Source organism: Cryobacterium lyxosi (genome assembly GCF_004403345.1).
Classification (GTDB): Bacteria; Actinomycetota; Actinomycetes; order Actinomycetales; family Microbacteriaceae; genus Cryobacterium; species Cryobacterium lyxosi.
On sequence record NZ_SOGT01000005.1, the window covers coordinates 20,348 to 44,859 of the forward strand.

Here is a 24,512-nt window from a genome sequence, read left to right on the forward strand (position 1 = left end):
CGGGTAGGCCAATGGGTTCGGAGCAGGGCAGGTTCTTGACAGACCTTTGGAGGGCGTGCCACACTCGATCAAGGCCGCATGGTCGATCAGCTTATGAATAAATATGCACCAAGCCGTGAACTGTTTCAAAGGAGAAACGCATGCAGAGTATGAAATTTCGCCCAAAACGTATGATCGCGACCGCAGCCGCCTTATCGGCCGCTCTGCTCTTTACCGGCTGCAGCCCGACTATCTCCCCGACAGGCGCGTCCGGAAGCGGCAGCGCTAATGGCAAAACGATTGGGATTGCAGTCGCTGACCAAAAGTCACTGTTCTACGTTGCAGCCGTGGACGGAATGGAGCAGGCTGCAGACGAAGCCGGCTATAAACTCGTCACGCTCTCCGCCAATAACAATTCCGGTCAGCAGGTCAACCAGGTTCAGGATTTGATCACCCAGCAGGTCGACGTGATCATTTTCATCGCCCAGGACGCAACGTCGGCAGCAGCCGGCGTCAAGCTGGCCAATGACGCCGGTATTCCGATCATTGCCGTCGACCAAAAGCCCGAGTCTGGTAAGGGCAAACTTGCGACCTACATCGCGACGGACAGTGTCGCGGCAGCCGAGAAGCTGTGCACCTGGATGTTTGACCAGTTCGGTGGCGCCGGCGACATAGCGATCCTCCAAGGCCCGCTTGGCTCCACCGCGGAGTTGCAGCGCAGCGAAGGTTGTGCAAACGCACTGGCCAACTATCCCGACGTCACAGTCGTCGCTCAGGAATCAGCCGGTTGGGACGAGACCAAGGCGTTCACCGCCGCGCAGAATATCCTGACGGCAAATCCCGACTTGAAGGCAATTTTCGGTGAAAGCGACGCCATGGCTCTGGGCGCAGCTAAGGCGGCGCAGCAGGAAGGCCGCACCGGCTTGGTCTTCGTCGGTATCGACGGATTCCCGACGATGTTCACGGCGGTCGCAGACGGACTCACCCAGGCCACGATGGCGCAGCAGCCGTACCTTATGGGGCAGCTATCGGTGCAGGACGCGGTGAAGATTGCCGAGGGAAACGGCGGCGACATTCCCGAACTCCAGTACCAGGACACGGTGCTCGTCACCGGTGAGAACGTCGCTGACAACGATCCCGCGAAGTTCTACGGTCCTGACTTCAAGTAATCGAACAGCTGCCGGTGGGAGACGTGTTAACTGCGTTAGACCGTCTTCCACCGGTTCTATTGCGATCGCAATGAATGGATGACAGTGGTACAGACACTCGCACACACAATTCACGAAGGCCCGGCAGACGGAGATTCTTCGGGTCTTATTTGCACGGGGCTTTCCAAAAGCTACTGGGGAGTTCCCGTACTCAAGAGCGTTGACATTACGCTCCGGCCCGGGAACGTCATTGGACTCATCGGCGAGAACGGGGCTGGAAAGTCGACAACGTCGTCGATTATCGCGGGCATAGTTGAAGCCAACGGCGGCTCGATGACCATTGACGGCGTCCCTTACGAACCAACTCGGCCTTCAGATGCCTTAAAAAATGGCGTCGCGCTTATTCATCAAGAGATTCGTATGGTTCCGGAGTTGTCGGTAGCGGAGAACATCTTTATCGGGAGGCTGCCTCGTCGGCGAGGAGTGATCGATCGCAATCGCATCAACGACGAGGCGAGGGAATACCTCGAGCTTGTCGGTTCACAGACTGATCCGCGCCGTCCCGTTGCAGGACTTTCCATCGCGGCGCAGCAGGAAATCGAGATCGCACGCGCTCTCTCCCGCGAACCGAAATACATCATTTTCGATGAGCCCTCGGCCTCACTCGGCCAGTCCGAAACTCAACATGTTTTCGCTCAGATCGCGGCGTTGAGACAACGTGGTGTAGGAATCGTGTACATTTCCCACCGCCTGGAAGAGATCAAAGAAGTCGCGGATACGATCGTGTGCCTTAGGGACGGCGCGTTGGTAGGAAATTGGCCGGCAAGTGAGATCACGAAAGATGAAATGGTCAAGGCGATGGTCGGCCGCGACTTCGTTTTTTCCCACCGGGCGCCACAGCCCGCTACCAGCGAGATTGCACTCTCCGTCACAGGATTGAGCAAGACTGGAGTATTCGCGGGCATCGACTTCGATGTTCACCGGGGCGAAATTTTCGGTTTCGCTGGGCTCGTGGGAGCTGGCCGAACCGAGGTTGTGCGAACTATCGCCGGAGCGGATGTAGCCGACGCCGGGGAAATCAAGGTGCACGGCGAGGTCGTTCAGATCAGGAACCCACGGTCGGGAATCGACGCTGGGATCGCGATGGTTCCCGAAGACCGGAAGGGCCAAGGACTCAACCTGGACCGAACCGGTGCCGAAAACATCACCCTTCCGTGGGAAAAAAAGCTGAGCTCAGCCGGAATCATCACCAAGAAGAAGGTGACAGCAACCGCGAACAAGCTGCGGGATTTCCTTGACATCCGCGGACGGCTCGACATTCCCGTGGGCTCTCTCTCGGGCGGAAATCAGCAGAAGGTCCTGCTGGCGAAGTGGCTGGTGAACGAGCCCAAAGTACTCATCCTCGACGAGCCCACCAGGGGGGTCGACGTCGGAGCGAAGATGACGATCTACGAGACCATCAGAGCCCTAGCTGAAACCGGCGTCGGCGTCATCGTCGTTTCATCAGAACTCGAAGAAGTACTCGGCCTGTCGCACCGCGTGCTCGTGATGTCCGGTGGCCTCCAGCGGGCGATTCTCGATCGCGCCGATGCGACACCGGAAGCCGTCATGGCCCTCGCGCTCAGCAACGTCCCAAAAGAATCCCCACTGGAGTCGCCGATCGACGGCGAAGCAGAGTATCAAACGACGATCAGAACGCAGGAGAACTGAACCATGGCCATAATCGACCGCAACGTCACGCCGCCTCGGCCAGACTCTTCTCCCGCCCACGGCGAGGTCGCGCCTTCGTCTGCTGCGTCCGTCAACACGAACCGGTTCCGGCGCATAATGAGCCAAATTCCCGGTCCCCTGATCGGCCTGATCGTGATATTCGTCGCACTCTCATTCCTATCCCCGTACTTCCTGACGCCACGCAACTTGCTCAATATTTTGAGCCAGGTTTCAGCGGTCGGCGTCATGTCGGTCGGAGCGCTACTGATCATCCTCCTGGGAGGTATCGACCTTTCCGTTGGCTCCGTGCTGGCGCTCAGCTCGATGTCCATGGCCGCAATGTACAAAATGGCCGGTTGGCCTTTCGAGGTCGCGCTCCTTGCGGGCCTTATCGTGGGCGCCCTCGTCGGCCTCATCAACGGCATCCTGACCGCCTACGGCAAACTGCAACCGTTCATCGCAACGCTGGCAACGATGTCTGCAGCGGCTGGCCTCGCGTTGTTCATCACGAATGGCAACCCCATCACGGGGTTCCCCGACTGGTTCATTGCGATCACAGCTACCAGCATTCTCGGCATCCCTATCGAGGGCGTTATTCTCGTCGCAATATTCGCCATCGCGGCATTCTGGCTGAAGTTCCGGCCGTCGGGCCGTGCGCTCTATGCGATCGGCGGAAATGAGGAGGTGGCTCGACTTTCCGGACTTCCCGTGCGCCGCGCCAAAATCTTGGTCTATACCATCGCCGGATTATTAGCGGCAGTAGCAGGCCTCCTGGTCACATCACGACTCGACTCCGCGCAGCCCACCGCTGGCGCAGCTGACCTCCTCAACGTTATCGCCGTAGTGGTCATCGGCGGTGCCAGCCTCTCTGGCGGGTCGGGCAGTCTCCTCGGCACGTTCGTCGGACTCCTCATCATCGGAGTCCTGAACAACGGAATGTCGCTTCTGAACGTCTCCGCCAACCTCCAGCCCGTGGTTATTGGCGCCGTTATCGCCGCCGCGGTACTCACTGACCGAAAGTCGAGCAGAAGGCACACATGAGTACATTCGCCTCAATCACCGATCCCACCGACCTCGACGCGATCCGCGCGGTCATCGCCTCAACGGCCGACGCTGTCGACCTGGTTCCGCTCGGTATCCGGGCCCTGGTGATCTCGCCCCAAGCCAGCTTCGATTTAGTCCCAGCGGTGAAAAGCCTGGTGGCCGACGGACCGACCGGAACGCGTCGAGTCGCAGTGCTGGTCGACGAGACGGCCATCCTGCGCGACGGCCGTGACCTGAAGCAGCAACTGTGCGAGCTCCTTGCCGAAGCGTTCACGATCGAGATTGTCGTGCTCGGCCACGGGGGACAGCTGCACGCCGACGAAGACGCGCTCGAAACTGCGACGGCTGCTATCAAAGGTTATGACTGCGCCGTCGCGATCGGTAGTGGCACTATTTCCGACATCGGGAAAGTGGCCACCGATCGCTTGGGAGGAATCCCGCTCGTGATCGTGCAAACCGCAGCATCCGTCGACGGCTTTACCGACAACGTCTCGGTGGTCCTGCGCAATGGGGTGAAGCGCACGATCCCATCCCGCTGGCCCGACGTCGTGCTCGCCGACACCACGACAATCGCAGACGCACCCGTTGCCATGAACACTGCCGGTTTTGGTGAGGTGCTCTCGCTCTACACCGCTCCTGCTGACTGGGAACTCGCCAACCGCTTGGGCTTCGACAACAGTTTTCGGCTGACCCCGCGGGATTTCCTGCTCGAGTTCGCCGGTGACCCCGCCACCTGGGCGGATGGCCTCGCCGAGGGTGCCCCCGGAGTCGTGCTTGACCTGACCCGGATGCTCGCCATTCGTGGAATGGGCACAGGGATTGCGGGTACAACGGCCTGCCTCTCCGGTGTTGAACATGTCGTTTCGCACATGCTCGACATGTATGCCGCCGCCCACAATTTGCCGATCGGCCTCCACGGAGCTCAGGTTGGCGTTGCAACTCAGGTTGCGTCCGCAGCGTGGGACCTCTTGCGCCGCCGAGTGGCCGAGGGTGGGTTCACAGTACGTTTCCCCGCTGCGAGCGACCTCGAACAGCAGGTGAAGCGAGCGTTCGATGTCTGCGACGAGACCGGCGGTCGAGGTGAGGAATGCTGGTCCGATTACGCCCGCAAGATCGAAGCGTGGAACGCCGACCCGGAGCGCATGAAGGGCATGGTCGCCAACGCGGTCTCCGATGGCGTCGCGATTGCTGCCGCGGTCCCCACGCCCGCGTCGTTGTCTGCCGGTCTGCTTGCTGCGGGCTCACCCACAACGCCGGGTGACCTTGTCGAATGGGTCACCCCGGACATCTGGCGGTGGGCTGTCGCGAATTGCCTCTTCATGCGCGACCGCTTCACGGTCATCGACCTGCTCTTCCTCCTCGGTTGGTGGACGCCAGCCGACGTGGACGTGGTGATCGAGCAGGCCTTTCAGGCGGAGAGCGAGCCGACGTCATGAGCGATGAGCGCGTGGTCATCGCGGTGGACTGCTCAACCACCGGCGCGAAAGCGAGTGTCTGGAACGCGGATGGCACCGAGGTGTCGAGTGGTCGGGCCGAACTTGATTTGAGTATCCCCGCGCCGGGGCGCGGCGAACAAGATCCGCGCCAATGGTGGACAGCTATGCAAAGCGCGGTGCGCAGTGCCGTCGCGGGCCTCGACGTCAGGCGTGTTGCGTCCCTGACCGTAACCCACCAGCGCGAGAGTTTCGTGTGCCTCGACGACGACGGCGAAGCCGTGCGACCGGCGATGCTGTGGCTCGATTCCAGGGCCGGCGAGCAAGTGGACCGGTTTGGTTCGGCCGATGTACACGACCGTACCGGTAAGCCACCGAACACAACCGTTTCGTACTATAAATTGCTCTGGATGGCCGAGCATGAACCCGAGAATTTACGGCGTACGGCGCACGTCGTCGAGGTTCATGGCTATCTGGTGCACTGCATGACCGACCTCTGGGCGACCTCGACAGCAAGTATGGACCCTACCGGCCTCGTCGATATTCGAACCGGTGACTACGACCCGGCCGTCCTGACACACCTCGGTCTCGACCGCTCTCAACTGTCAACGCTGCACTTTCCCGGAGACGTCATCGGAGGCCTCACTGTCGATGCCGCAGAGCTTCTCGGTCTGCTCCCTGGCACGCTTATCGTCGCGGGAGCCGGTGACGGACAGTGCGCCGGCCTCGGCGCGGGGGTCGCGGCGCCGGGGCGGGCCTACCTCAATATCGGTACCGGTCTGATCTCTGGAACGTATTCCTCTCAGTACCAGCCCGACAGGGCGTATCGAGCGATGCTGGGTACGATACCCGGCAGCTTCACGTACGAGACCTTCGTGGGGGCCGGCACGTACATGATCTCCTGGTTCATCGACACGTTCACTCATTGCTCGGAGGAGTTTCGCGGCGGGGTCGAGGCGACCCTCGAGTCCGAAGCGGCGGTCGTGCCTCGCGGCAGTGACGGCCTGTATGTCGTCCCCTACTGGAACGGAGCGCTCACGCCGTACTGGGACCATGAAGCCCGCGGCATCATGGTGGGCCTTCAGGGCGTGCATCGCCGCGCCCACATCTATCGCGCCGTCCTGGAGGGCGTCGCCTTCGAACTGCGGCTGAGTCAAGACCAGGTTGAGCAAGCAACGGGGGACACTGTGGAAGAGTTCGTCGCTATGGGAGGCGGCTCGCAATGCCCGCTCTGGTGTCAGATAATCGCGGATGTTCTGCGCCGGCCCGTTGTCTTGTCGCGCCAGAGGGAGACAACCTGTCTGGGTGCTGGCATGCTCGCAGCCTTCGGGGCGGGACTTTTTCCCAGCATCCGCCACGCCGCCGAGGCCATGAGCGCCACCGAGTTTCGATATGAACCCGACCCGAAAGCGGCCGACGACTACGAAGCGCTCTACCGCCGATACGCCGCGATCTACCCCGCGTTCCGCTCCTTCTTCCACGACCGGATCGAAGTGATGGCGTGAGTGAGACGACGGCGACCAGCCTGAGCTCGCCCGCGGCGCAGACGGATGACGACGCACCGCGGGCGCTGCCCGAACGCGTCTACGACGCCTACCTGTTCGACCTGGACGGCACCATCTACCTGGGCGAGGAGCTTCTTCCCGGAGCGCTCCAGCTTTTGACGCACCTCCGCGAGACGAGACGTCGGGTGGTGTTTCTCTCGAACAACCCAACGCTCGACCGGGCAATGTACGTAGCCAAACTCACGAAACTCGGCATTCAGGTTGCGCCCGAGGAGGTTGTCAACTCAGTGGTGAGCATGGTCGCCTGGCTCAGGCGTGAACACCCCGGCAAAACGGTCTACCCGATTGCTGAACAACCGCTGATCACGGCGCTGCAGGATGCGGGCATCCCGACGTCGTCTGACCCCGATGAGATAGACATCGTCTTGGCGAGCTATGACCGAGGATTCGACTATTCCAAGCTTCAAATCGCATTCGACGCACTGTGGAAGCGGGATGCGATCCTGGTGGCGACCAATCTGGATCGCTATTGCCCGTTTCCTGGTGGCCGCGGTGAACCTGACGCGGCGGCGATCGTCGCGGCGATCGAGGCGTGTACCGGTGTGTCCTGCGTCGCCAACGCCGGTAAGCCCAGCGTGATCATGCTGGAAACGGTGATGGCAACCCTGGGGCTACGGCCTGAGCAATGCCTTATGACGGGAGATCGACTCTACACAGATGTGAAAATGGCCGTGGATGCCCGGATGGACTCCGCGCTTGTGCTCACCGGGGATGCCGACCTCGACTCGGTGGCGCGCACTGCTGCAGCGGACCAGCCCACTTACATTCTTGACCGAGTAGACCATGTCATTCCGGCGGCTGTACGGCATCAACTCGGTTGGTCTGATGTCCCATCGAAATCGCTTGCAGTGGGACACAGAACTGCGTAGCATAGAGTTTCATAACACGAATGAATATTCACTCGTGAACGCAGACGAAGAAGTCGAGAGAGAGGCGGTTCCCAATGGCCGAACTGGCACGCGATACCCTGCGTGAAATGCAGCTGCGAATGTTGAGAATCCGAGCGTTCGATGAGCGCGCATCCAAGATGGTGAAACGCGGCCACATTCCCGGCACTGTTCACACCAGTATCGGGCAAGAAGCGCAGGTTGTCGGCGCCACGATGGCACTCGGTGCCGGTGACTACATGAGTGGAAACCACCGCAGCCACGGGCACCCCATCGGAAAAGGCTCACCGCTCGGCCCTCTTATGGCTGAACTTGCAGGCAAGGCGACGGGCGTCTGTAAAGGTAAGGGTGGCTCGCTCCACCTCGCTGATTTCGCAGTAGGAAGTCTTGGTGAGTCCGGCATTGTGGGGTCGTCCATCCCGATTGCCAATGGAGCAGCCCTGTCGTCGAAGGTGCTGAACAACGGCAAAGTAGCGCTCGCCTTCTTCGGCGATGGAGCCGCCAATCAGGGGGTCCTCTACGAGTCGATGAACATGGCCGGCGTGTGGGACCTCCCGATGATCTTTCTGTGCGAAAACAACCAGTACGCGCTGAGCACTCCGGCACACACCGTCACATCGGGCATCATTTCCGAACGCGCCGCTGGATTCGGGATGCCCGGAATCAGAGTTGAAGAAGGACAGGATGTTCTGGCTGTCTACGACGCGGTCTCCGAAGCGGTAGCACGGGCGCGCGCCGGGGACGGTCCCACACTGGTAGAGGTCATGACCTACCGGTACAACGAACACTCCGAAGGGCTGAGACTCGGCACGGACTACCGAGACGCAGGTGAGCGCGAAGCCTGGTTGAAGAAGGATCCCATCATCCTCTTTCGTCACTATCTGGCATCTCAGGGATTCTCTGACGATGAGCTCGATGGCCTCCAGGCCACTGCGCTCGCCGAGGTCGACGCGGCTGTCGCGTTCTCGGACGCGAGTCCCTACCCCGATCTCTCGGTCGCCTTCGACGACCTCTACACCGACAAGGAGTCCGCAGCATGACTGTGATGAGCTATTTGGGTGCTATCGGCGCAGCCCAGCGCGAGGCCATGGACGCCGACGAGCGCGTCATCATCATCGGCGAAGATGTCGAAGCGAATGTCTATGGCACTACCGGCGGCGGCAAATCCCGCAGCGATAAGGGTGATTTTCTGCAGCGGTATGGCAAGAACCGCATTCGCAATACCCCGATCTCCGAGGAGGGCATTGTTGGCGCGGCCGCTGGTGCTGCGATGACCGGGCTGCGCCCGATAGTCGACCTCTCCTACTCGAGCTTCCTTTATATGGCCATGGACCAGTTCGTGAACCAGGTGGCGAAAAACCGGTACATGTTCGGCGGCCAGGCCTCGATGCCCGTAGTCTTCCGCTCCGCCATGTTCTATGGACTGAACACCGGCGCGCACCACTCGGACCGTCCGTATCCGATGTTCATGAACGTCCCCGGACTGAAAATCATTGCCCCTGCCACGCCCGCAGACGCAAAAGGGCTGCTCCGCTCCGCGGTCGACTCCGACGACCCAATCCTCAGTTTCGAGGCCTGCCTCCTGTGGAGTGCAAAGGAGGACGTCGACGAGAACGAGTTTTGGATTCCGCTTGGGGTCGCACGCACGGCGCGGGAAGGAACGGACGTCACCGTCGTCGCTATCTCGAGCTCAGTGCCAGAGGCAGTGGCTGCAGCGGAAGAACTCGCACAGGAAGGCGTGTCCGTCGAGGTCATTGATCCGAGAACGCTCGTTCCACTCGACCGTGACGCCATTTTGCGGTCGGTGGCGAAGACTGGGCGCTTGGTTGTAGCCGAGCCGGCGCACCGCACCTGCGGTGCAGCGGCAGAGATCAGTGCGCTCGTCGCGGAAGAAATCTTTGATTCTCTCAAAGCCCCGATTATTCGTGTGACGGCACCGGACATGCAAATTCCCTTTAGCCCCTCGCTCGAAAAGCAGATGTACCCGACGAAGGCCACAATCGCGGCTGCCATTCGGCGCGTCGTCGACCTGCCGGCGCTTCAGCCGGTCGCAGCCGCAGTTTAATAACGAAAGAGGAACCAAATGGCGCGTATAGATGTGTTGCTTCCCCAGTGGGGAATGGGAATGAGTGAAGGGGCAATCGTCGAGTGGCTCAAGAAGGTGGGCGACCACGTCGATGAAGACGAACCTCTGGCGGAGGTCGAGGCGGAGAAGGTTGAGGAAACCCTCGAGTCACCTGCCACGGGAACCCTGGTTGAGATCTTGGTCGAGGAAGGTTCCTCAGTCGAGGTCCGCACCATTCTCGCTGTGATCGAAACCGACTAAACGCGGGCCTCAACGAAAACAACGAAGGAGGAGGAGCCATGAGCGCATCTTTAGCGAACGCCGGCGACACCCGCGCACCCTACGACCTCGTCGTCGTGGGTGCTGGCATTAATGGACTCGGCATTGCGCGCGACGCTGCTGCGCGAGGCTTGCGAACGATTGTCATCGACCAGGAAGATATTTGCAGCGGCGTGTCCGCGTGGTCGGGGCGACTGATTCACGGGGGTCTCCGATACCTGGAGCATAAGGACTTCGCCCTGGTTCGCGAATCCCTGAAGGAGCGCGAGCGCCTCTTCAAGCTCGCTCCCCACCTGGTGAAGCCTGTGCCGCTTCTCATGCCTTTCTATGCCCGCAACAAGCGGCCGTCGTGGTTGATCCGCCTCGGCATGATCGCCTACGACGTACTCTCGTGGGACAAGAAGCAACCCAACCACAGCATTCTGACGAAGCGCGCGGTGCTGTCCCGCTTCACCGGGATGGAACCTGCCGGACTCACCGGTTCCGCGGTCTTCATCGACGGTCAGGTTGAATATGCCGAGCGCCTCTGCGTTGAACTGGCGGTAGCCGCTAAAAGTGACGGGGCCGACATCGTCACCCACTCCCGAGTCGATGGGCTGTTGAAGTCCGATTCTCGAGTGACCGGCGTCGAGTACACCGATTCGATCACGGGAGAACGTCATTCCGTGCGCGGACGGGTGGTCATGAACGCCGCTGGACCGTGGGTCGACCGCCTGCTGGCTGATTTTGGGGGAGTCAGTTCACCCCGATTCATCGGCGGCTCCAAAGGAAGCCATATCGTCGTGGCGCCCTTCCCCGGGGCGCCGCGCGACGTCGTGTACTACGAGTCGCAGGCCGATGGCCGTCTGGTCCTCGTCATACCGTGGATGGGCAGATACCTCATCGGGTGCACGGACAACCTCTACGACGAGGAGCCGGACTCTGCTCGCGCAGAACAGTCGGAAATCGACTACCTTCTCAACGAGGTCAACACTCTGGTACCGGGCGCAAAATTGAGCACCGACGATGTCCTGTACACGTACAGCGGAGTGCGACCACTGCCGTACGCTCCCGGTGTGCCCGAATGGAAGATTCCGCGCAGCCATATCATCCACGACCACGCTGAAGACGGCGTCGAGGGCCTCTTTTCCGTCATCGGGGGTAAGCTCACGACGTTCCGGCAGCTCTCAGAGGACGCCGTCAACCTGGCGCTTCGCAGTCTGGGCGCCAAGAAGGTCAAAACAATCACTCTGACCAGCCCACTTCCTGGTGCTCGAGTTGCAAACTATGAGACGTTCTCGAAGGCGTTCATTGCGAACGGCGATTTGCCACCGTTAGTGGCGAAGCGCCTCCTCGCTCTGTACGGGGTGCGGGCAGCGAACATAGTGGCTCTCGTGAGTGACGACGCCAGACTTGCTGAGATCGTCGACGAGAAGTCGGGGGCGCTGGCTGCTGAAGTGGTCTTCGCCATCGCTGAAGAATTCGCCCGAACTCTCACGGACGTCATGGCGAGACGTCTCCTGCTGGCGTTTGAACCGGATCACGGCATTGAGGGCGCCGAGCGGATCGCGACGATCATGGCGGCGATCAACGGCTGGGATGAAGACCGTATCCAGAATGAGATCGAGGGCTACGTTGAATGGCTCGGCCACCTGGCAGTGCCCGGCCGACCCGCAGCGCAAATTCCCGTTCGCGTGACATCGGGGGAACGGGAAAGTGGGTTGACCGTCGACGACGTCGCCCTCCAGAGCGGGGCGGACCTATGACAGGCCGCTATGTCCTCGCGCTCGACGAAGGGTCGAGCAGCGCGCGGGCGGTACTCGTCGATACGGACGGGCGGATCGTGGCGGAGGCATCAAATTCACTCACGCCCCTTTTCCCCAACCACGGCTGGGTCGAGCTCGACCCAGCCCAGCTGTGGACTGCGATGCGGGCAGCGATCGACGAGGTAATGGCCCGGTCGGGGCTGACGGCGCGCGACATCGCAACGGTCGGGGTGACGACTCACCGGGAAACCTGTCTGATCTGGAATCGTTCTACCTCCATCCCCGTTCACAACGCGATCATGTGGTCTTCGCATCAGACCGATGAGATCGTGCAGCGCTGGTCAGACCTGGGGCTCGATGCCGAGATCCGCACGCGCACCGGCCTCCGGAACGACTCGTTTTTCTCAGCCCCCAAACTGGCCTGGTTCATCGAAAATGTTCCGGGACTCAAAGCACTGGCCGGCACGGGCGCCTACGCTGCCGGAACAGTCGACACCTGGCTTGTCTGGAACCTCACTGGCGGGCGTGAGCACGTCACCGATGCGACATCAGCGTCGCGAACGGCACTGCTCAACATCAACGAACTCGTGTGGGACGACCGACTGTGCGACGTCTACGGAATCCCCCAGGAGCTTCTTCCCGAGGTGCGTGCCTCTAATTCGCATTTCGGCTACCTTGACCCCAGCATTCTGCCCGGTGGCGTCGGCCATTACATACCCATCCAGGCGATCATCGCTGATCAACAGGCCGGGCTCTTTGGGCAGGGATGCTTCGACGAAGGTTCCGTCAAGAACACATTTGGAACCGCTGGCGTGCTCGTCGCCAACGTCGGGAGCAGCCCTCTGCTCCTGCCCGGAATGACCACCAGCGTGGCGATGAACATTCCCGGGCTCACCAGCTACGAAGTCGAAGGGGTGGTATTCCATAGCGGGCAGACGCTCCATTGGCTGCGTGACAAGATGCGCGCGGTTGGATCTGTCGCGGAGATGGAGCGCATCGCAGAACGGGTCACAGACACCCAGGGCGTCTACTTTGTTCCCGCATTCGCCGGCCTCTGCGACCCTTACTGGGACAAAGACGTCCGCGCATCAATTTTTGGGTTGACTCTTGACACGGGCATCGACCAAATCGTTCGCGCGGCGCTTGAAGCCATGGCCTACCAGACGCGCGACAACCTTGATGCTCTGCGCGCCGGCGGTACGAACGTGACGTCGCTGAAGGTGGATGGAAAAGCAGTCTGCAACAACTTTCTGTGCCAGTTTCAAGCAGACATCCTCGGCATGCCGGTTGTTCGGCCGGAGGGTCTCGAACGCACCGCTCTCGGAGTCGCCTATATTGCCGGAGCGGAGGTGGGTCTGTGGGACGCGCAAGATCTCGTGCGCGAGACGTGGCGCGCGGAGCGAGTATTCGAGCCCCGTATGAGCAGCGATCGTCGCGACCAGCTCTACGGCGGTTGGCAGGCTGCCGTGCGATCCGCGCGCATGATGCCGCCGGCACCACCTCACCCGACTAACGGGACGGTTTCAAATCCCGTCCCGATACTGGCCGCACACTGACGTGCTGGTCTCACAACTGAACCAATCGAGAGGATCATGATGACCACGAAGACAGCTGAAAACTATGTTGCCCGCGCCCGAGCAGGCGGCTATGCAGTAGGTGGTTTCAATATGCACAACCCTGAGACCACGCAAGCACTGATTGAAGCGTCGATTCGCGCTCAATCGCCAGTGTTCCTGCAGGTCGGGCGGGCGATCGTTCCTCATTTGGGTCTCGAGGCCGCGTACCGCATGACCCGTCATGAACTCGACGGTACGGGAGCGGATGCGGTCATCCACCTCGACCACGGTACCTACGACGAGGTCTTCGAAGCCCTGCGTCTCGGATTTGACTCGATCATGTTCGACGGCTCTCATTTGCCGTTCGAAGAAAACGTGAAAACTACCCGCTACGTCGTTCAGGTCGCACATTCATTCGGCGTTCCGGTGGAAGCCGAACTGGGTAGCATTCCCGATGCATCCAACGGTATTGACTGGTCGGCGCACTACACCAACGTCGACGAAGCCGAAAGATTCGTCGCGGAAACCGGTGTCGACTTCCTGGCGATCTCAGCAGGCGTGATGCACGGCATCACGTCCGGTGCCCCCCTGCCCCTCGACATCGACCGAATCCAGCGCATTCGAGATGTGACGGGCGTTCCCCTCGTTCTGCACGGAGCGTCGGGAGTGCCGGAGTCGGATATCAGCGCCGCGATCGCGGCTGGCGTGCACAAGCTGAACGCTGATACCGATCTCCGCCATGCCTTTCGCCGCGGTATCGAAGAGACCTGGGCGCACGGTGACCGCCAGCTCGAAGATGCCCTGTCTGAAGGAAAGCGCCAGATGATCGAAGCGACGATCGCAAAGATGCGCGAGTACGGGTGTGCCGGCGCCTCGACGACCGCCGTCCTGACCGAAGCGCGGGCGTGATGACTCAAGCACTCGATCTCGACGAGGGTCAGCGCACCGAGCTGAAGGGCATGCGTCGAACCGCAGCGCGGCGCATGGTCACGGCGTGGGAAGCGCCGGTGTTCCACCTCACGGTGGAGGTCGACATGACGGAGGCATCGCGTGCCAAGGTCGTCGTACCGGGGGCGACAGTGACTGACGTGCTTGTTCGCGCAACCGCGCATGCTCTGACCGTGGTGCCGGCAGTGAATGTCCACGTCGACGGCGAAGCGGTCATATCTTTCCCCCGAGCTCACGTCGGAATAGCGGTCGCCACAGAGAAAGGTCTGACAGTTCCGATTATTCACAACGCCGATCAGTTGGATCTTGAAGAGATCGCTCAGCGTAGGCGCGACATCGTCGGCCGTGCACGTTCCGGCGGACTGGGGCGCGACGACATCACCGGAGGGACGTTTACGATTTCGAATCTCGGCATGCTCGGGGTGACCCGCTTCGATGCCATCGTGAATGCGCCCCAGGCTGCGATCCTGGCGGTTGGAGCCACGATCCGACGAAATGTCTGGACTGACGATGGCGGGGGTTGGCGCCCGATCGCCGAATTGACCCTGACGTCGGATCACCGCGCCCTGGATGGCGCGGTTGCGGCCGAATTTCTCGCGGCGTTGAAGACGAAACTGGAAGCGCCGCTTTAACAACGTGCATTCGGTGACGGTGGCGGCGACTCGCGGTGCGGGCCGCCGCTCACCGGCGTTTACTCCCGCAGGAGTCGCTCTGCCGTTTCCATATCCGTGATCAGGGTGTCGATCCAGTGACCGCGCAGGGCCGCGCGCACGGCCTCGTATTTCGACCTTCCACCAGCGACGGCAAATCGTCCGCCCTTAGCGGGAAGCTGGGCCAAGGTCACGCCGATCACCAGGGAATCAAGCTCGCTTTCAAGCGGGATTCCCTCCGTGTCGATGAACCTGAGGTTGATCTGTCCGACGGCGCCGAGCGACTTTGCCATTTCGAATTGTTCTACTGTGAAAAAGTTGCCGCCCGGCTCCAACGGTGCATCGATATTGCAGGTACCGATACCGACAAGGGCAACGTCCAACTCATCTAACGCCGCGATCGCTTCGCGGGTGTGTGCGTCGTAGCTAATCATTGCTTCACGCACTTCCGCAGAAGACAGAACCCCGGGAGCGCGGATAAACAGGGGAGTCCCACCGATCAGGTCGGCAAAGCGCTGCGTGGAACGGGTGGAATCATGCTGCGACTGTGGCGGGCCGACGTCCCCGAGCATCTCAACGATGCGAGTGGCACCGGACTTCTTTTTTTTCGACGGTTCGAGGGTGGCTACGAGTGAACGCAGTGACCGGCTCCATGAAGTGAAGCCAATAGTTTTCCCTGATAACTGCATTGCGGAGAGGATGAGCGCAGCGGCCTCTCCGAGGTCGCGATTGATGCCGGCCTCATCGTTTGGATCCAGCGCCTCCACGATATGAACCTGAGACAAGCCGTAGCGCTTCTGGAGATCTTCTTCGACCTCCGCGTGCAGGCCCTCAGGGATGACGACAATCGTTCGCACAATTTTCGCTTGCTCAGCGGCTTGAAGCAGCCGAGAGACACGGGCCTGCGACATGCCCAAGGTCGAAGCGATCTCGATCTGTCGAATGCCGTGGGTGTAGTACATCCGCGCCACCTTTGTCATGAACCTGCGCGGTTCAAGGTCAGCAGCCACAGCGTCTCCTATCACTCGGTTACGTAATTGTATCAAGATTCGTCGGTTGCAAGAATATCCATTTCACTCTAGACTCCGGGTTCAGGTTAGGTCAGTATCCTGGGGAAAAGAGGTCGACGGATGGCGATCCCACACCAGTCTCTTCAGGTTGGACTCGATGGAACGCGCCTCTCGGTGCAGAGGCGCATGCGCCAGCTGATCGAACAATCTATCGATCACCTCTTCCCAGATTCAGAGTTTGAGTCCTGCACGTGATGACGGAGGTGAACCAGAAGTTGCTCACTCGCGTACCGAATTTATCACTGGGTCGGGTCGGCAACACAGCGCAAGACGACATCGATGAGTCCTTACGCGTGCTCCGCGAGATGCAAGAAGACGACAACGCTCATGCTCGGATCAGGGCCTATCGTCCGATTCCCACCATGGCATTCAGCCGACGTGAAAGCTTGATGCCTGAATTCGCCGCAGCTTCCGCGGCGGCTCGTGGGTTCGGCTTTGACCCAGTGATCCGCCTCGCGGGGGGACGAGCAGTGGCGTACGACCAGACGTGCCTGATCATCGATCTCATGGCCCCCTTGAAGTTCTACGGTGATCACATTGCGGCCTTTGAAGCGGGAGCTGCTTGTTTTCGAGATGTCTTGGGCGACCTCGGCCTCGACGCTCGAGTCGGTCCCGTCGTCGGGGAATACTGTGCGGGTGACCATAGCGTCAACGCGCGAGGGCAGGTGAAGGTCGTAGGAATCGCTCAGCGCGCCATGCGCAGTGCGAGGCTGCTGACCGCATGCATCGTGCTGGAAAAACCCGAGCGACTGCGGCCAGTCGTCGACGCGGTTTACGGTGCAATGAAGCTTGACTGGTCGCCTTCGAGTTTGGGGAGCGTCCGTGGCGAGGGGGTCCAGGGGACACTCGACGAAATCGTGCACGAGCTTGTGACCGGGCTCCAACAGCGACACTCGGAATGGGCGTTTCCGCAGATAACCCATATTGACGATGCTCGTGCGTAAATAGTTTTGCATTCGAGCGCAGGGGGCTGCGCGAAATACGCCCGTCAGTTGTGCATCATCGAATGTTGTACAGAGCCCTCGCCTCTTCCGGCGTTGCTATGGGCCGGCCGACTTCCCTGGCGATTTCCTGGGCCTGCTGCAGCAGCTCCAGGTTTGTCGGATTGCGAGCCGGATCATAAAACAGTTCCAGTCCAGTCTTGATGTGGCCCCCGAGCTCGATCGCCCTGCGGAGGATCGAGGTGTCGTCGAGGGCGCCCTGACCCCAGATCGAGATGTACCAGGGGTGTTTGACTTTCGCTTCCTCGATCATCCAGAGGTAGTAGTACAGGCTCTCAAGACTTGGCTTCATGCCGTTCGTCCCGATGGGATCTGTGGCAGTGAGACCGTAATCCCCGATGAGATAGAAATCCCACATGGAACCCGGCGTGGAGAGCCCCTTGTTGACATAGTGCATAGCGTGGCGAAGGTGGCCTGGTTCGTAGACGCCGAAGACCATGGGAGTGCCGTGCGCACGCAGCATCTTGATTTGGCTGCCAACGCGTTCGTAGTTGAACCCGAATTCGGGGCCAGCGAGATAGCCCTCGGCATCCGTTTCTGTAGCGAATAGGGTGAGCCCGGTGTCGACACAGGCAATCCGAACGTTTGCCTTCTCGACGAGGAAGGGGACGTGCTGAAGGCCGTTCTCGTCGCCTTTGAGGCGGAGGTTGTTGCAGGTCGTGGGGTACCAGGTGATGTCAGGGTGCTTCTGCAACACCTTGTCCCATGTGCGCATGTAGTCCTTATACGCGTCTTCGCCCATGAGGTCGAAACTGGTGTTGTGGGCGTGGATCGCACCGGCCCCGGCTTCCCAGCAGCGAATTGCGTCTTCCGCAATCTCGTCATAGGAAATCGGGGTGTTCGGGTTCATTTCTTTCGTACGAATGCCGTTGATATGAGACTCGATTATGACTGGGTAGTCCCAGTTGGGCTTCATATCCGCATACTTGTCGAGGGCAGTGACCATGGTTCACTTCTCTTTCTCGAGATGATTGCATCCGAAACGGTCTAGTGCTTTGTCCAAACCGGACGACGATACTTGGGCCCAGTCCGCCTGTAGCTTCCGGACTGCCGCGATTCGTTGACAGATGAACGCCGGATGAGATATAAAATGAATATACACGCAGTCACTGAATAAAAAATACCCCCGCGTGTGCGACACGGAACAAGGAGGTTCTAGTTTGTTGGACTCGTTTGATGTTCGTCCGTACGAGATCCGCATCCCCGACGCGGATCTTGACGACATGATGGAGCGCCTGAAACGGACTCGATTCCCCCAGGACTTTGGGAACGAAGACTGGCGCTATGGCTACAATACCGAGTACCATCGCACCCTCATCGACTACTGGATCAATGAGTACGACTGGCGCGCTGTGGAGCGTCAGATGAACGAACTCCCACACTTCAAGGTAGACGTGATGGGCGTTCCCCTGCACTTCATCCATGTACGTGGCAAGGGAACCAATCCGAAGCCGCTGCTTCTCCACCATGGCTGGCCGTGGACTTTCTGGGACGTCCGCAAGATCATCGAGCCTCTCACGGATCCGGTTAAATTCGGCGGCGTGGAGTCTGACTCCTTTGACGTGGTTCTCATCTCCCTGCCCGGCTATGGGTTCTCCTCGCCGCTCACAGAGACAGGGTGGAATTTCTGGAAGACCGCTGATCTTGAGAACGTACTCATGAAGCAGATCCTCGGGTATGACCGCTATGCCACCGCGGGAGGGGATTGGGGTGCGCTGATCGCACAACAGCACGGGCACAAGTATGAATCCGATGTCATCGGCGTCTATACGCACTTTCCCGCGCAGATGTCGCACTATCTCGCACAACATCCCGACCAACCCGAGGGCATCGTGTACGACTCTGCTTTGGGATTGCCGGCGGCGAGCGAGTACTCTGCTGACGAATCCGACTGGTTCGATCGGGGAAAGTTGTTCGTCGAGAATGAGAGCGGCTACGGTGAGCTCCAATTGACGAAGCCACAGACGCTCGCGGCGCTCGTTGCCGACTCACCTGCAGCCCAGCTGGCCTGGATCACCGAAAAGCGGTACTTCTGGGGCCTCGCGGAACGAGGTAGCGGCACAGAGGCATTTGAAAATGTCTGGCCAAAGGACGACCTGATCACGACTGCCGCGGTGTACTTTCTCACCGGAACGGGCGGAACGTCCTCCCGGTACTACTGGGAATGCCGAGGAAACCCGTGGACTCCGAGTCACAACCGGTTCCCGGTCGTAGGAGTACCGACCGCCGTCTCGATCTACCCGGGCGAGATATACAAGCCGCCGAAAACCTGGACGGAGAAATACTTCAACCTCCAGCAATACCGGGTTCACCAGAGCGGTGGTCACTTTGCTCCTTTGGAGGAACCGGAAATCTACGTGACCGACGTCCGTGATTTCTTCCGCACCTTGCACTGACGCACGCTTTGTCGGCACCCGATTCTAACGAATCGGTTACAGGTGAACTATCAAGCGAAATTTTCTTGTGTGCGCACCTCATCGCCTCTATCCTCACAATGAATCAAAAATGCTTTATTGAATAAAAATGCACGGGACGTAGTCCAAGCCTCACCCACCAACAAGGAGTCAAAGATGTCTCTGAAACACAATCGCGGTGCGCTCGTTCGATTCGCCGCCATCGCCGCTGTCGCTGCGCTCGCACTCGCCGGGTGCACGTCGACCGCGAGCGGAGCCGGCGGATCTTCTTCCTCTGGCCCCATTGCCAAGGAGGACCTGGTCCTCGTCGCCTCCGTCATCAACACCACCAACCCCTACTTCATCGCCAATATCGAGGGGGCAAAGGCTCTTTCCAAAAAACTGGACATTCCGCTCGAGATCATCGACTCGCAGGGCTCGTCGCAGACTGAAATCTCAAAGATTCAGGCAATTCTGGCGCAGGGCAAGAAGGTCGTGATGTTCGTCAACACCGTCGCGAGCTCAGACACCCCGACGATCGTGGACGCTGTGAAGCGTGCCGGCGGCTACGTGTCGATCTGGTGGAACAAGCCGGATAACTTCGAGCCCTGGGACTCGGGCGACAATTTTGTGGCCTTCCAGAAGCACCCCGGCGTGGACTCGGGCCGCTGCAACGCTCAGGCGATCGGTGATGCGCTCGGCGGCAAGGGCAACGTCATCATGTTCCCCGGCGTCCAGGACAGCACAACGAGCCAGACGCGTGTTGCCGGCTTTGAGGCTGAAATGCGTGAAAACTACCCAGGGATCAAGATTCTCGAGAACCAGCCCTCGAATTGGGACCCGCAGCTCGCGAATCAGAATGCAAAGGACTTGATCGCCAAGTACGGAGACCAGATCAATGGTGTCTGGAGCGCCGATGACGGCATGCAGCTCGGTGCGATCCAGGCCTTCGACGACGCGGGTTTGCTGGACAAGGTGAAGTTCGCCTCTGACGGCCTGTACCCCGACACGGTGGCACTCATGGAGAAAGGCTATGGCAACAACGCCATCGTCGGCGAGACCTTCCACCGCGGCTACATGGCCTCCGCTATCGGTCTGTATACGGCCTACCTGGCAGCGACCGGAGAAATCGTTCCGTCTGAACTGCCCAAGGAAAAGCGCACGAGTTTTTTTGACATCAAGTGTGTGACGCCCGAAACCCTGGGCGACTACCTGAAGTACGACACCCCCACCGCTGCAGCTGATTTCGTCGACCAGCTCGTCGAGAAGGGCCCGTGGGACACCGAGCCGGCAACTCTGATCGGCGGCGGTGGACCCGAAGTCCTGCCCAAGCCGTAGCATTGCGGCCACCTGATCCGGCCCTCGTCTGATCGACGAGGGCCGGATCAGGTACATCACCATTATGTGATCGGTATCAACGAGGAGATTTCTCATGGTTCACAAAGTCTTGTCGGAACAGGGCGCGGGTGGCATAACCACCACCGCGATCAGGATCCGCGAGTCCGGCATCGAGCGCCGCGCTCGGTTTCGCGGTCTCGCCGAACCACTGAGTTTACTCGTGGCCCTCGCCGTTCTTATCAGTGTGTTTTCCCTGCTCAATGAACGTTTTCTGACCGCGTCCAACATTCAGAACGTACTCACCCAGTCCGCCATCCCCTTGATTGTGGCCGTGGGCGCGACTTTAGTTATTCTCCTCGGCTCCATCGACTTGTCCGTGGAGGGAGTCATGGGGGCAACCGGGATGACCTGGATACTCCTCAGTAATAACTCGCGCGGGGGAGCGGACCTGGGGCCGTGGGCTTGGGTTATCGCCCTCGGCGTGGCACTCCTGCTCGGAGTCGCCAGCGGTCTCATCTTCACCGCACTGAAGGTTCCCTCATTTATCGTCACTCTGGGGATGTGGTACGTCGGGCTAGGAATCGCCACCATGCTCTATGGAACCGACCTTCTCCCTCGTCTCGAGGATGAAGGACTCAAGGGCTGGACCTCGCGAATTAGTTTTGGTCTTCCTAACTCCTTTTGGGTGGCGCTGCTCGTCATCGGTCTGGGCATACTCGTTCTGCGCAGCACCCGGATCGGCCGCGTGACCCTTGCCATTGGAAACAGCGAGACGATCGTTCGCTCGGCGGGCCTTCCCGCTTTCCCTGTGAAGGTCGCCGTCTTTGCCATCGCCGCTGTGCTGAGTGGGCTCGGCGGTATCCTCGCCACTGTTCAACTCGACATCGGGTCGCCCACAGTCGGCTCCGGGGTGCTCTTCATCGTCATCCCTGCAGTTGTCATCGGAGGAACTCACCTCGCCGGCGGAAAAGGGGGGATCCTGCGCACCGTATTGGGCGTATTCCTCCTGACGATCCTCAACAACGGACTCATCCTCTCCGGTGTTGAGTCGAGCTATCAGTCGGCCGTCACCGGTGCGATTCTGGTCGCAGCCATCGTGTTCGCCGCATGGTCGCAGCGTGACAGATTGCGGGTGGCGAAGTGAGCGACGTGACCACAACTCCTGCAGTGCTTCATCTGAACAATGTCTCCAAAAGCTTCGGATCTAATCGTGCCGTACGTGGAGTGTCCCTGAGTATCCAATCCGGTGAGGTCATTGGACTTATCGGCGAGAACGGCGCGGGCAAGTCCACGCTGCTGAAGATATTGTCAGGCAACTATCGGCATGATGAAGGGACAATCGCGGTCAACGGACGCGAAGTCCAGTTCCGCGGGCCAGCTGATGCCCTACGCGTGGGGATCGGGGTCGTTCACCAAGAGCAATCACTATTCACGAACCTCACTATTGCCGAAAATATTGAGGTGAACACCCCAAGCGGCCGGGGCGGTGTCAACCGGCTGGGGCTCTACAACTGGCGACGCCTCTACGCGGACGCGGCACAGGCTCTCGACCTGATCGGATCGCACTTGAATCCGAAGACGCGGGTCAGCGACCTGTCGTTCGTTGATCGCCAGATGGTCGAGATCGCACGAGCAATCCGGGTGAGTGCCGCCAGTCACACGACTCCTCTGGTGATCCTCGACGAACCGACCGCGATTTTGGAGAGGACGGAGACCGCGATCCTGGAGAGGGAAATCTCCAAGCTTCGCGACATCGGCTCGGTGATCTTCGTCTCGCACCGACTCGACGAGGTGATGCGGATTTGCGATCGCGTCGTGGTCATGCGTGACGGTGAATTGATCGCCGACCGCGCCGTCGATGACGTAACCGAAGAGGAACTATTCCGTCTTATGGTCGGTCGGGAAACTCACGCTGCCGTTCGAAGCCGGCGCAGTATCGATCCGGCGAATAGTCCAGTCATCTCGATCCACGACCTCACCCGGGCAGGCTCCTATGCGGATGTGTCGATCGATGCCTACCCCGGCCGAATCCTGGCCATCCTGGGTACCAGCGGCTCCGGCCGCGAGTCCGTGGCGCGAGCGATATTCGGGGCCGAAGGCTTCGATTCCGGATCGGTCTCGATCGCGGGTTATTCCGGGCGCCAGTTGTCCATCAAGAAGGCCGTTGCTCTTGGTGTGGGCTACGTCCCCGCGGAGCGCAAGACAGAGGGAATGGTGGGGGAAATGCCGGCGGATCAAAACATCACGCTCACGCATCCCGGCTCCGCGGCCCTCGGGCCGTTCGAGCTTCCCGGGCGCAGGCTGTCTCTGGCACGTGCGTGGTTTGAGAAGCTCGATATTCGGCCTCGCGAGCCGGAGCACATGCTGCAGGACTTTTCCGGCGGTAACCAGCAGAAGGTCGTCCTCGCCAAGTGGTTGAACTCCGCGCATCTGAAGGCTCTCGTGCTGGACCATCCGCTTCGAGGTCTCGACCCGGGCGCGGCCGAAACAGTGAATGCGCAGATTCGGTCGGTATGCGATGAAGGAACCGCGATCATCCTCATTCCCGACACGATCGATGAGGCGCTAGACATCGCCGACGACATCGTGGTGATGCGAGACGGCCGGATCTCAGGCGTCTTCGACCTCGGGCACGACAATCCCGCGACCCTGGACCTGCTCGAAAGGATGCTGTGATGACCAAGATTGACAGCGAGAGAACGAAGGTCGCCGTCCCTGCCCGCGGAAAGTTGCCGTCCGTGAAGCGCATCGGAGGCTGGCATGCGATTGGCCCAATCGTCATCTTCCTCGCGATACTCGTCGTCGTTGCCATCCTCACGCCAGCCTTCATCGGGAGCGGAGGACTGGCGATAATCGCGTCGTCGTCGGCCCCTATTCTTTTGCTGGCACTGGGGCAGGCAATGGTGCTCAACGTCGGGTCGATTGACCTGTCGAATGCCGCGATTGGCTTGCTGGGAGCAATCCTGCTCGCGCTCACACTCGGGCCCGTAGCGGGATTATCGCCGGTAATCGTGCTCCTGGCCACCACCGCTTTCGGAGCCGTGAACGGTTTGATCGTCGCCTACGCGCAGGTACCGTCCTTCGCCCTGACACTCGGCACGCTGGGAATCTTTCAAGCAGTCGCGCTCGTGGCCAGCGGCCGCACGACCGTCTACGTCGCCAGCAACGGGGAGGGCGTTCACGCGCTGTACGAAAGCGGAATCGCGAATGTGCCGATGACATTCTGGATGGGCGTGCTTCTTGCGGTCTCCCTCTGGGTGCTTTTGCGTTATACCCGCATCGGCCGCGGAATGACGGCCGTCGGCAAGAACGAGTCGGCCGCGATCTTCTCTGCGGTTCGAACCCGGTCCCTCAAGGTGCTGGCCTTCGCTCTCTCGGGGTTCGCCGCCGGACTCGCCGGCATCGCGATCATCGCGCAGGCGGGGTCCGCGTCTCCCACCGGGCTGGGCAGCGACCTGCTGCTTCCCGCCATCGCTGCAGCTCTGATCGGAGGAACGTCAATCTCCGGAGGTGTCGTCAATCCGCTCACAGTAATTTTCGGAGCGTTGACCGTTGCCCTGGTTCCTATCGCGACGACCGCCGTCGGCATCGACGCCCAGGCCCAGAGCTTGGTCTATGGCGCAGTCATCATCGGGGTAGTTGCCCTCACCATGTCGCGCAACAAATCAAGCATTGTCAAGTAACAAACGAGAGGGATCACA

At 60.3% G+C, this 24,512-nt stretch carries 21 protein-coding genes; 19 read left to right on the forward strand and 2 right to left on the reverse strand.

All coding sequences use genetic code 11. From position 1 onward, the window contains the following. Positions 1-140 precede the first annotated feature (140 nt). From E3T27_RS04045 to E3T27_RS04105, 13 genes are all read left to right on the forward strand, one after another. Positions 141-1,148, forward strand: a complete 1,008-nt coding sequence (locus tag E3T27_RS04045) for a substrate-binding domain-containing protein (protein WP_134571662.1) — start codon at positions 141-143, stop codon at positions 1,146-1,148. A gap of 78 nt (positions 1,149-1,226) precedes the next feature. After that, positions 1,227-2,837, forward strand: a complete 1,611-nt coding sequence (locus E3T27_RS04050; protein ID WP_134571663.1) for a sugar ABC transporter ATP-binding protein — start codon at positions 1,227-1,229, stop codon at positions 2,835-2,837. 3 nt (positions 2,838-2,840) lie between these two features. Continuing rightward, positions 2,841-3,878: an ABC transporter permease gene (locus E3T27_RS04055; RefSeq protein WP_198416471.1), complete on the forward strand. Its 1,038-nt coding sequence runs from the start codon at positions 2,841-2,843 to the stop codon at positions 3,876-3,878. Then, the gene (locus tag E3T27_RS04060) at positions 3,875-5,317 is read left to right on the forward strand and encodes an iron-containing alcohol dehydrogenase (RefSeq protein WP_134571664.1); all 1,443 of its coding nucleotides are present in this window, start codon (positions 3,875-3,877) and stop codon (positions 5,315-5,317) included. The genes E3T27_RS04055 and E3T27_RS04060 overlap by 4 nt, the downstream gene beginning before the upstream one ends. Further along, positions 5,314-6,819 carry a xylulokinase gene (locus E3T27_RS04065; protein WP_134571665.1) on the forward strand — a complete coding sequence of 502 codons (1,506 nt, stop codon included), beginning with the start codon at positions 5,314-5,316 and terminating at the stop codon, positions 6,817-6,819. Before E3T27_RS04060 ends, E3T27_RS04065 begins: the two co-directional genes overlap by 4 nt. Continuing rightward, on the forward strand, positions 6,816-7,748 hold the full coding sequence (locus E3T27_RS04070) for an HAD-IIA family hydrolase (RefSeq protein ID WP_241992109.1): 933 nt from the start codon (positions 6,816-6,818) through the stop codon (positions 7,746-7,748). Before E3T27_RS04065 ends, E3T27_RS04070 begins: the two co-directional genes overlap by 4 nt. 74 nt (positions 7,749-7,822) lie before the next feature. Continuing rightward, on the forward strand, positions 7,823-8,806 hold the full coding sequence (locus E3T27_RS04075; RefSeq protein ID WP_198416472.1) for a thiamine pyrophosphate-dependent dehydrogenase E1 component subunit alpha: 984 nt from the start codon (positions 7,823-7,825) through the stop codon (positions 8,804-8,806). Then, positions 8,803-9,831, forward strand: a complete 1,029-nt coding sequence (locus E3T27_RS04080) for an alpha-ketoacid dehydrogenase subunit beta (protein WP_134547494.1) — start codon at positions 8,803-8,805, stop codon at positions 9,829-9,831. Before E3T27_RS04075 ends, E3T27_RS04080 begins: the two co-directional genes overlap by 4 nt. 18 nt (positions 9,832-9,849) lie before the next feature. Then, on the forward strand, positions 9,850-10,092 hold the full coding sequence (locus E3T27_RS04085; RefSeq protein WP_104126184.1) for a biotin/lipoyl-containing protein: 243 nt from the start codon (positions 9,850-9,852) through the stop codon (positions 10,090-10,092). A 38-nt stretch (positions 10,093-10,130) separates the two neighbouring features. Further along, a complete protein-coding gene (locus tag E3T27_RS04090; RefSeq protein WP_134571666.1) occupies positions 10,131-11,855 on the forward strand; it encodes a glycerol-3-phosphate dehydrogenase/oxidase in 1,725 nt (574 codons plus the stop codon). Beyond that, positions 11,852-13,411, forward strand: a complete 1,560-nt coding sequence (locus E3T27_RS04095; protein WP_166786090.1) for an FGGY family carbohydrate kinase — start codon at positions 11,852-11,854, stop codon at positions 13,409-13,411. Before E3T27_RS04090 ends, E3T27_RS04095 begins: the two co-directional genes overlap by 4 nt. Before the next feature lie 39 nt (positions 13,412-13,450). After that, positions 13,451-14,320, forward strand: a complete 870-nt coding sequence (locus E3T27_RS04100) for a class II fructose-bisphosphate aldolase (RefSeq protein WP_134571668.1) — start codon at positions 13,451-13,453, stop codon at positions 14,318-14,320. Beyond that, positions 14,320-14,991, forward strand: a complete 672-nt coding sequence (locus E3T27_RS04105) for a 2-oxo acid dehydrogenase subunit E2 (RefSeq protein WP_134571788.1) — start codon at positions 14,320-14,322, stop codon at positions 14,989-14,991. Before E3T27_RS04100 ends, E3T27_RS04105 begins: the two co-directional genes overlap by 1 nt. Positions 14,992-15,050: 59 nt before the next feature. On the opposite strand, the gene E3T27_RS04110 is transcribed toward E3T27_RS04105, so the two are convergent. Further along, positions 15,051-16,019, reverse strand: a complete 969-nt coding sequence (locus tag E3T27_RS04110) for a sugar-binding transcriptional regulator (protein ID WP_134571669.1) — start codon at positions 16,017-16,019, stop codon at positions 15,051-15,053. Between the two features lie 254 nt (positions 16,020-16,273). On the opposite strand from E3T27_RS04110, the gene E3T27_RS04115 reads away from it, so the two are divergent. Then, positions 16,274-17,023 (forward strand): lipoyl protein ligase domain-containing protein, encoded by a 750-nt coding sequence (locus E3T27_RS04115; RefSeq protein WP_104196118.1) that lies wholly within the window; start codon positions 16,274-16,276, stop codon positions 17,021-17,023. 55 nt (positions 17,024-17,078) lie between these two features. On the opposite strand, the gene E3T27_RS04120 is transcribed toward E3T27_RS04115, so the two are convergent. Then, positions 17,079-18,026, reverse strand: coding sequence for a beta-keto acid cleavage family enzyme (locus E3T27_RS04120; RefSeq protein WP_104196117.1), 948 nt, complete (start codon positions 18,024-18,026; stop codon positions 17,079-17,081). A 214-nt stretch (positions 18,027-18,240) separates the two neighbouring features. On the opposite strand from E3T27_RS04120, the gene E3T27_RS04125 reads away from it, so the two are divergent. From E3T27_RS04125 to E3T27_RS04145, 5 genes are all read left to right on the forward strand, one after another. Continuing rightward, positions 18,241-19,476: an epoxide hydrolase family protein gene (locus tag E3T27_RS04125; protein WP_134571671.1), complete on the forward strand. Its 1,236-nt coding sequence runs from the start codon at positions 18,241-18,243 to the stop codon at positions 19,474-19,476. A gap of 174 nt (positions 19,477-19,650) precedes the next feature. Further along, entirely contained in the window at positions 19,651-20,811 is a 1,161-nt protein-coding gene (locus E3T27_RS04130; protein WP_134547478.1) for a sugar ABC transporter substrate-binding protein, read from the forward strand. Positions 20,812-20,905: 94 nt separating this feature from the next. Beyond that, positions 20,906-21,955 carry an ABC transporter permease gene (locus E3T27_RS04135; protein ID WP_134547476.1) on the forward strand — a complete coding sequence of 350 codons (1,050 nt, stop codon included), beginning with the start codon at positions 20,906-20,908 and terminating at the stop codon, positions 21,953-21,955. 80 nt (positions 21,956-22,035) lie between these two features. Next, positions 22,036-23,487, forward strand: a complete 1,452-nt coding sequence (locus E3T27_RS04140; protein ID WP_134571672.1) for a sugar ABC transporter ATP-binding protein — start codon at positions 22,036-22,038, stop codon at positions 23,485-23,487. Further along, positions 23,487-24,494 (forward strand): ABC transporter permease, encoded by a 1,008-nt coding sequence (locus E3T27_RS04145; protein ID WP_104196112.1) that lies wholly within the window; start codon positions 23,487-23,489, stop codon positions 24,492-24,494. Before E3T27_RS04140 ends, E3T27_RS04145 begins: the two co-directional genes overlap by 1 nt. The last annotated feature ends 18 nt before the right edge of the window (positions 24,495-24,512 follow it).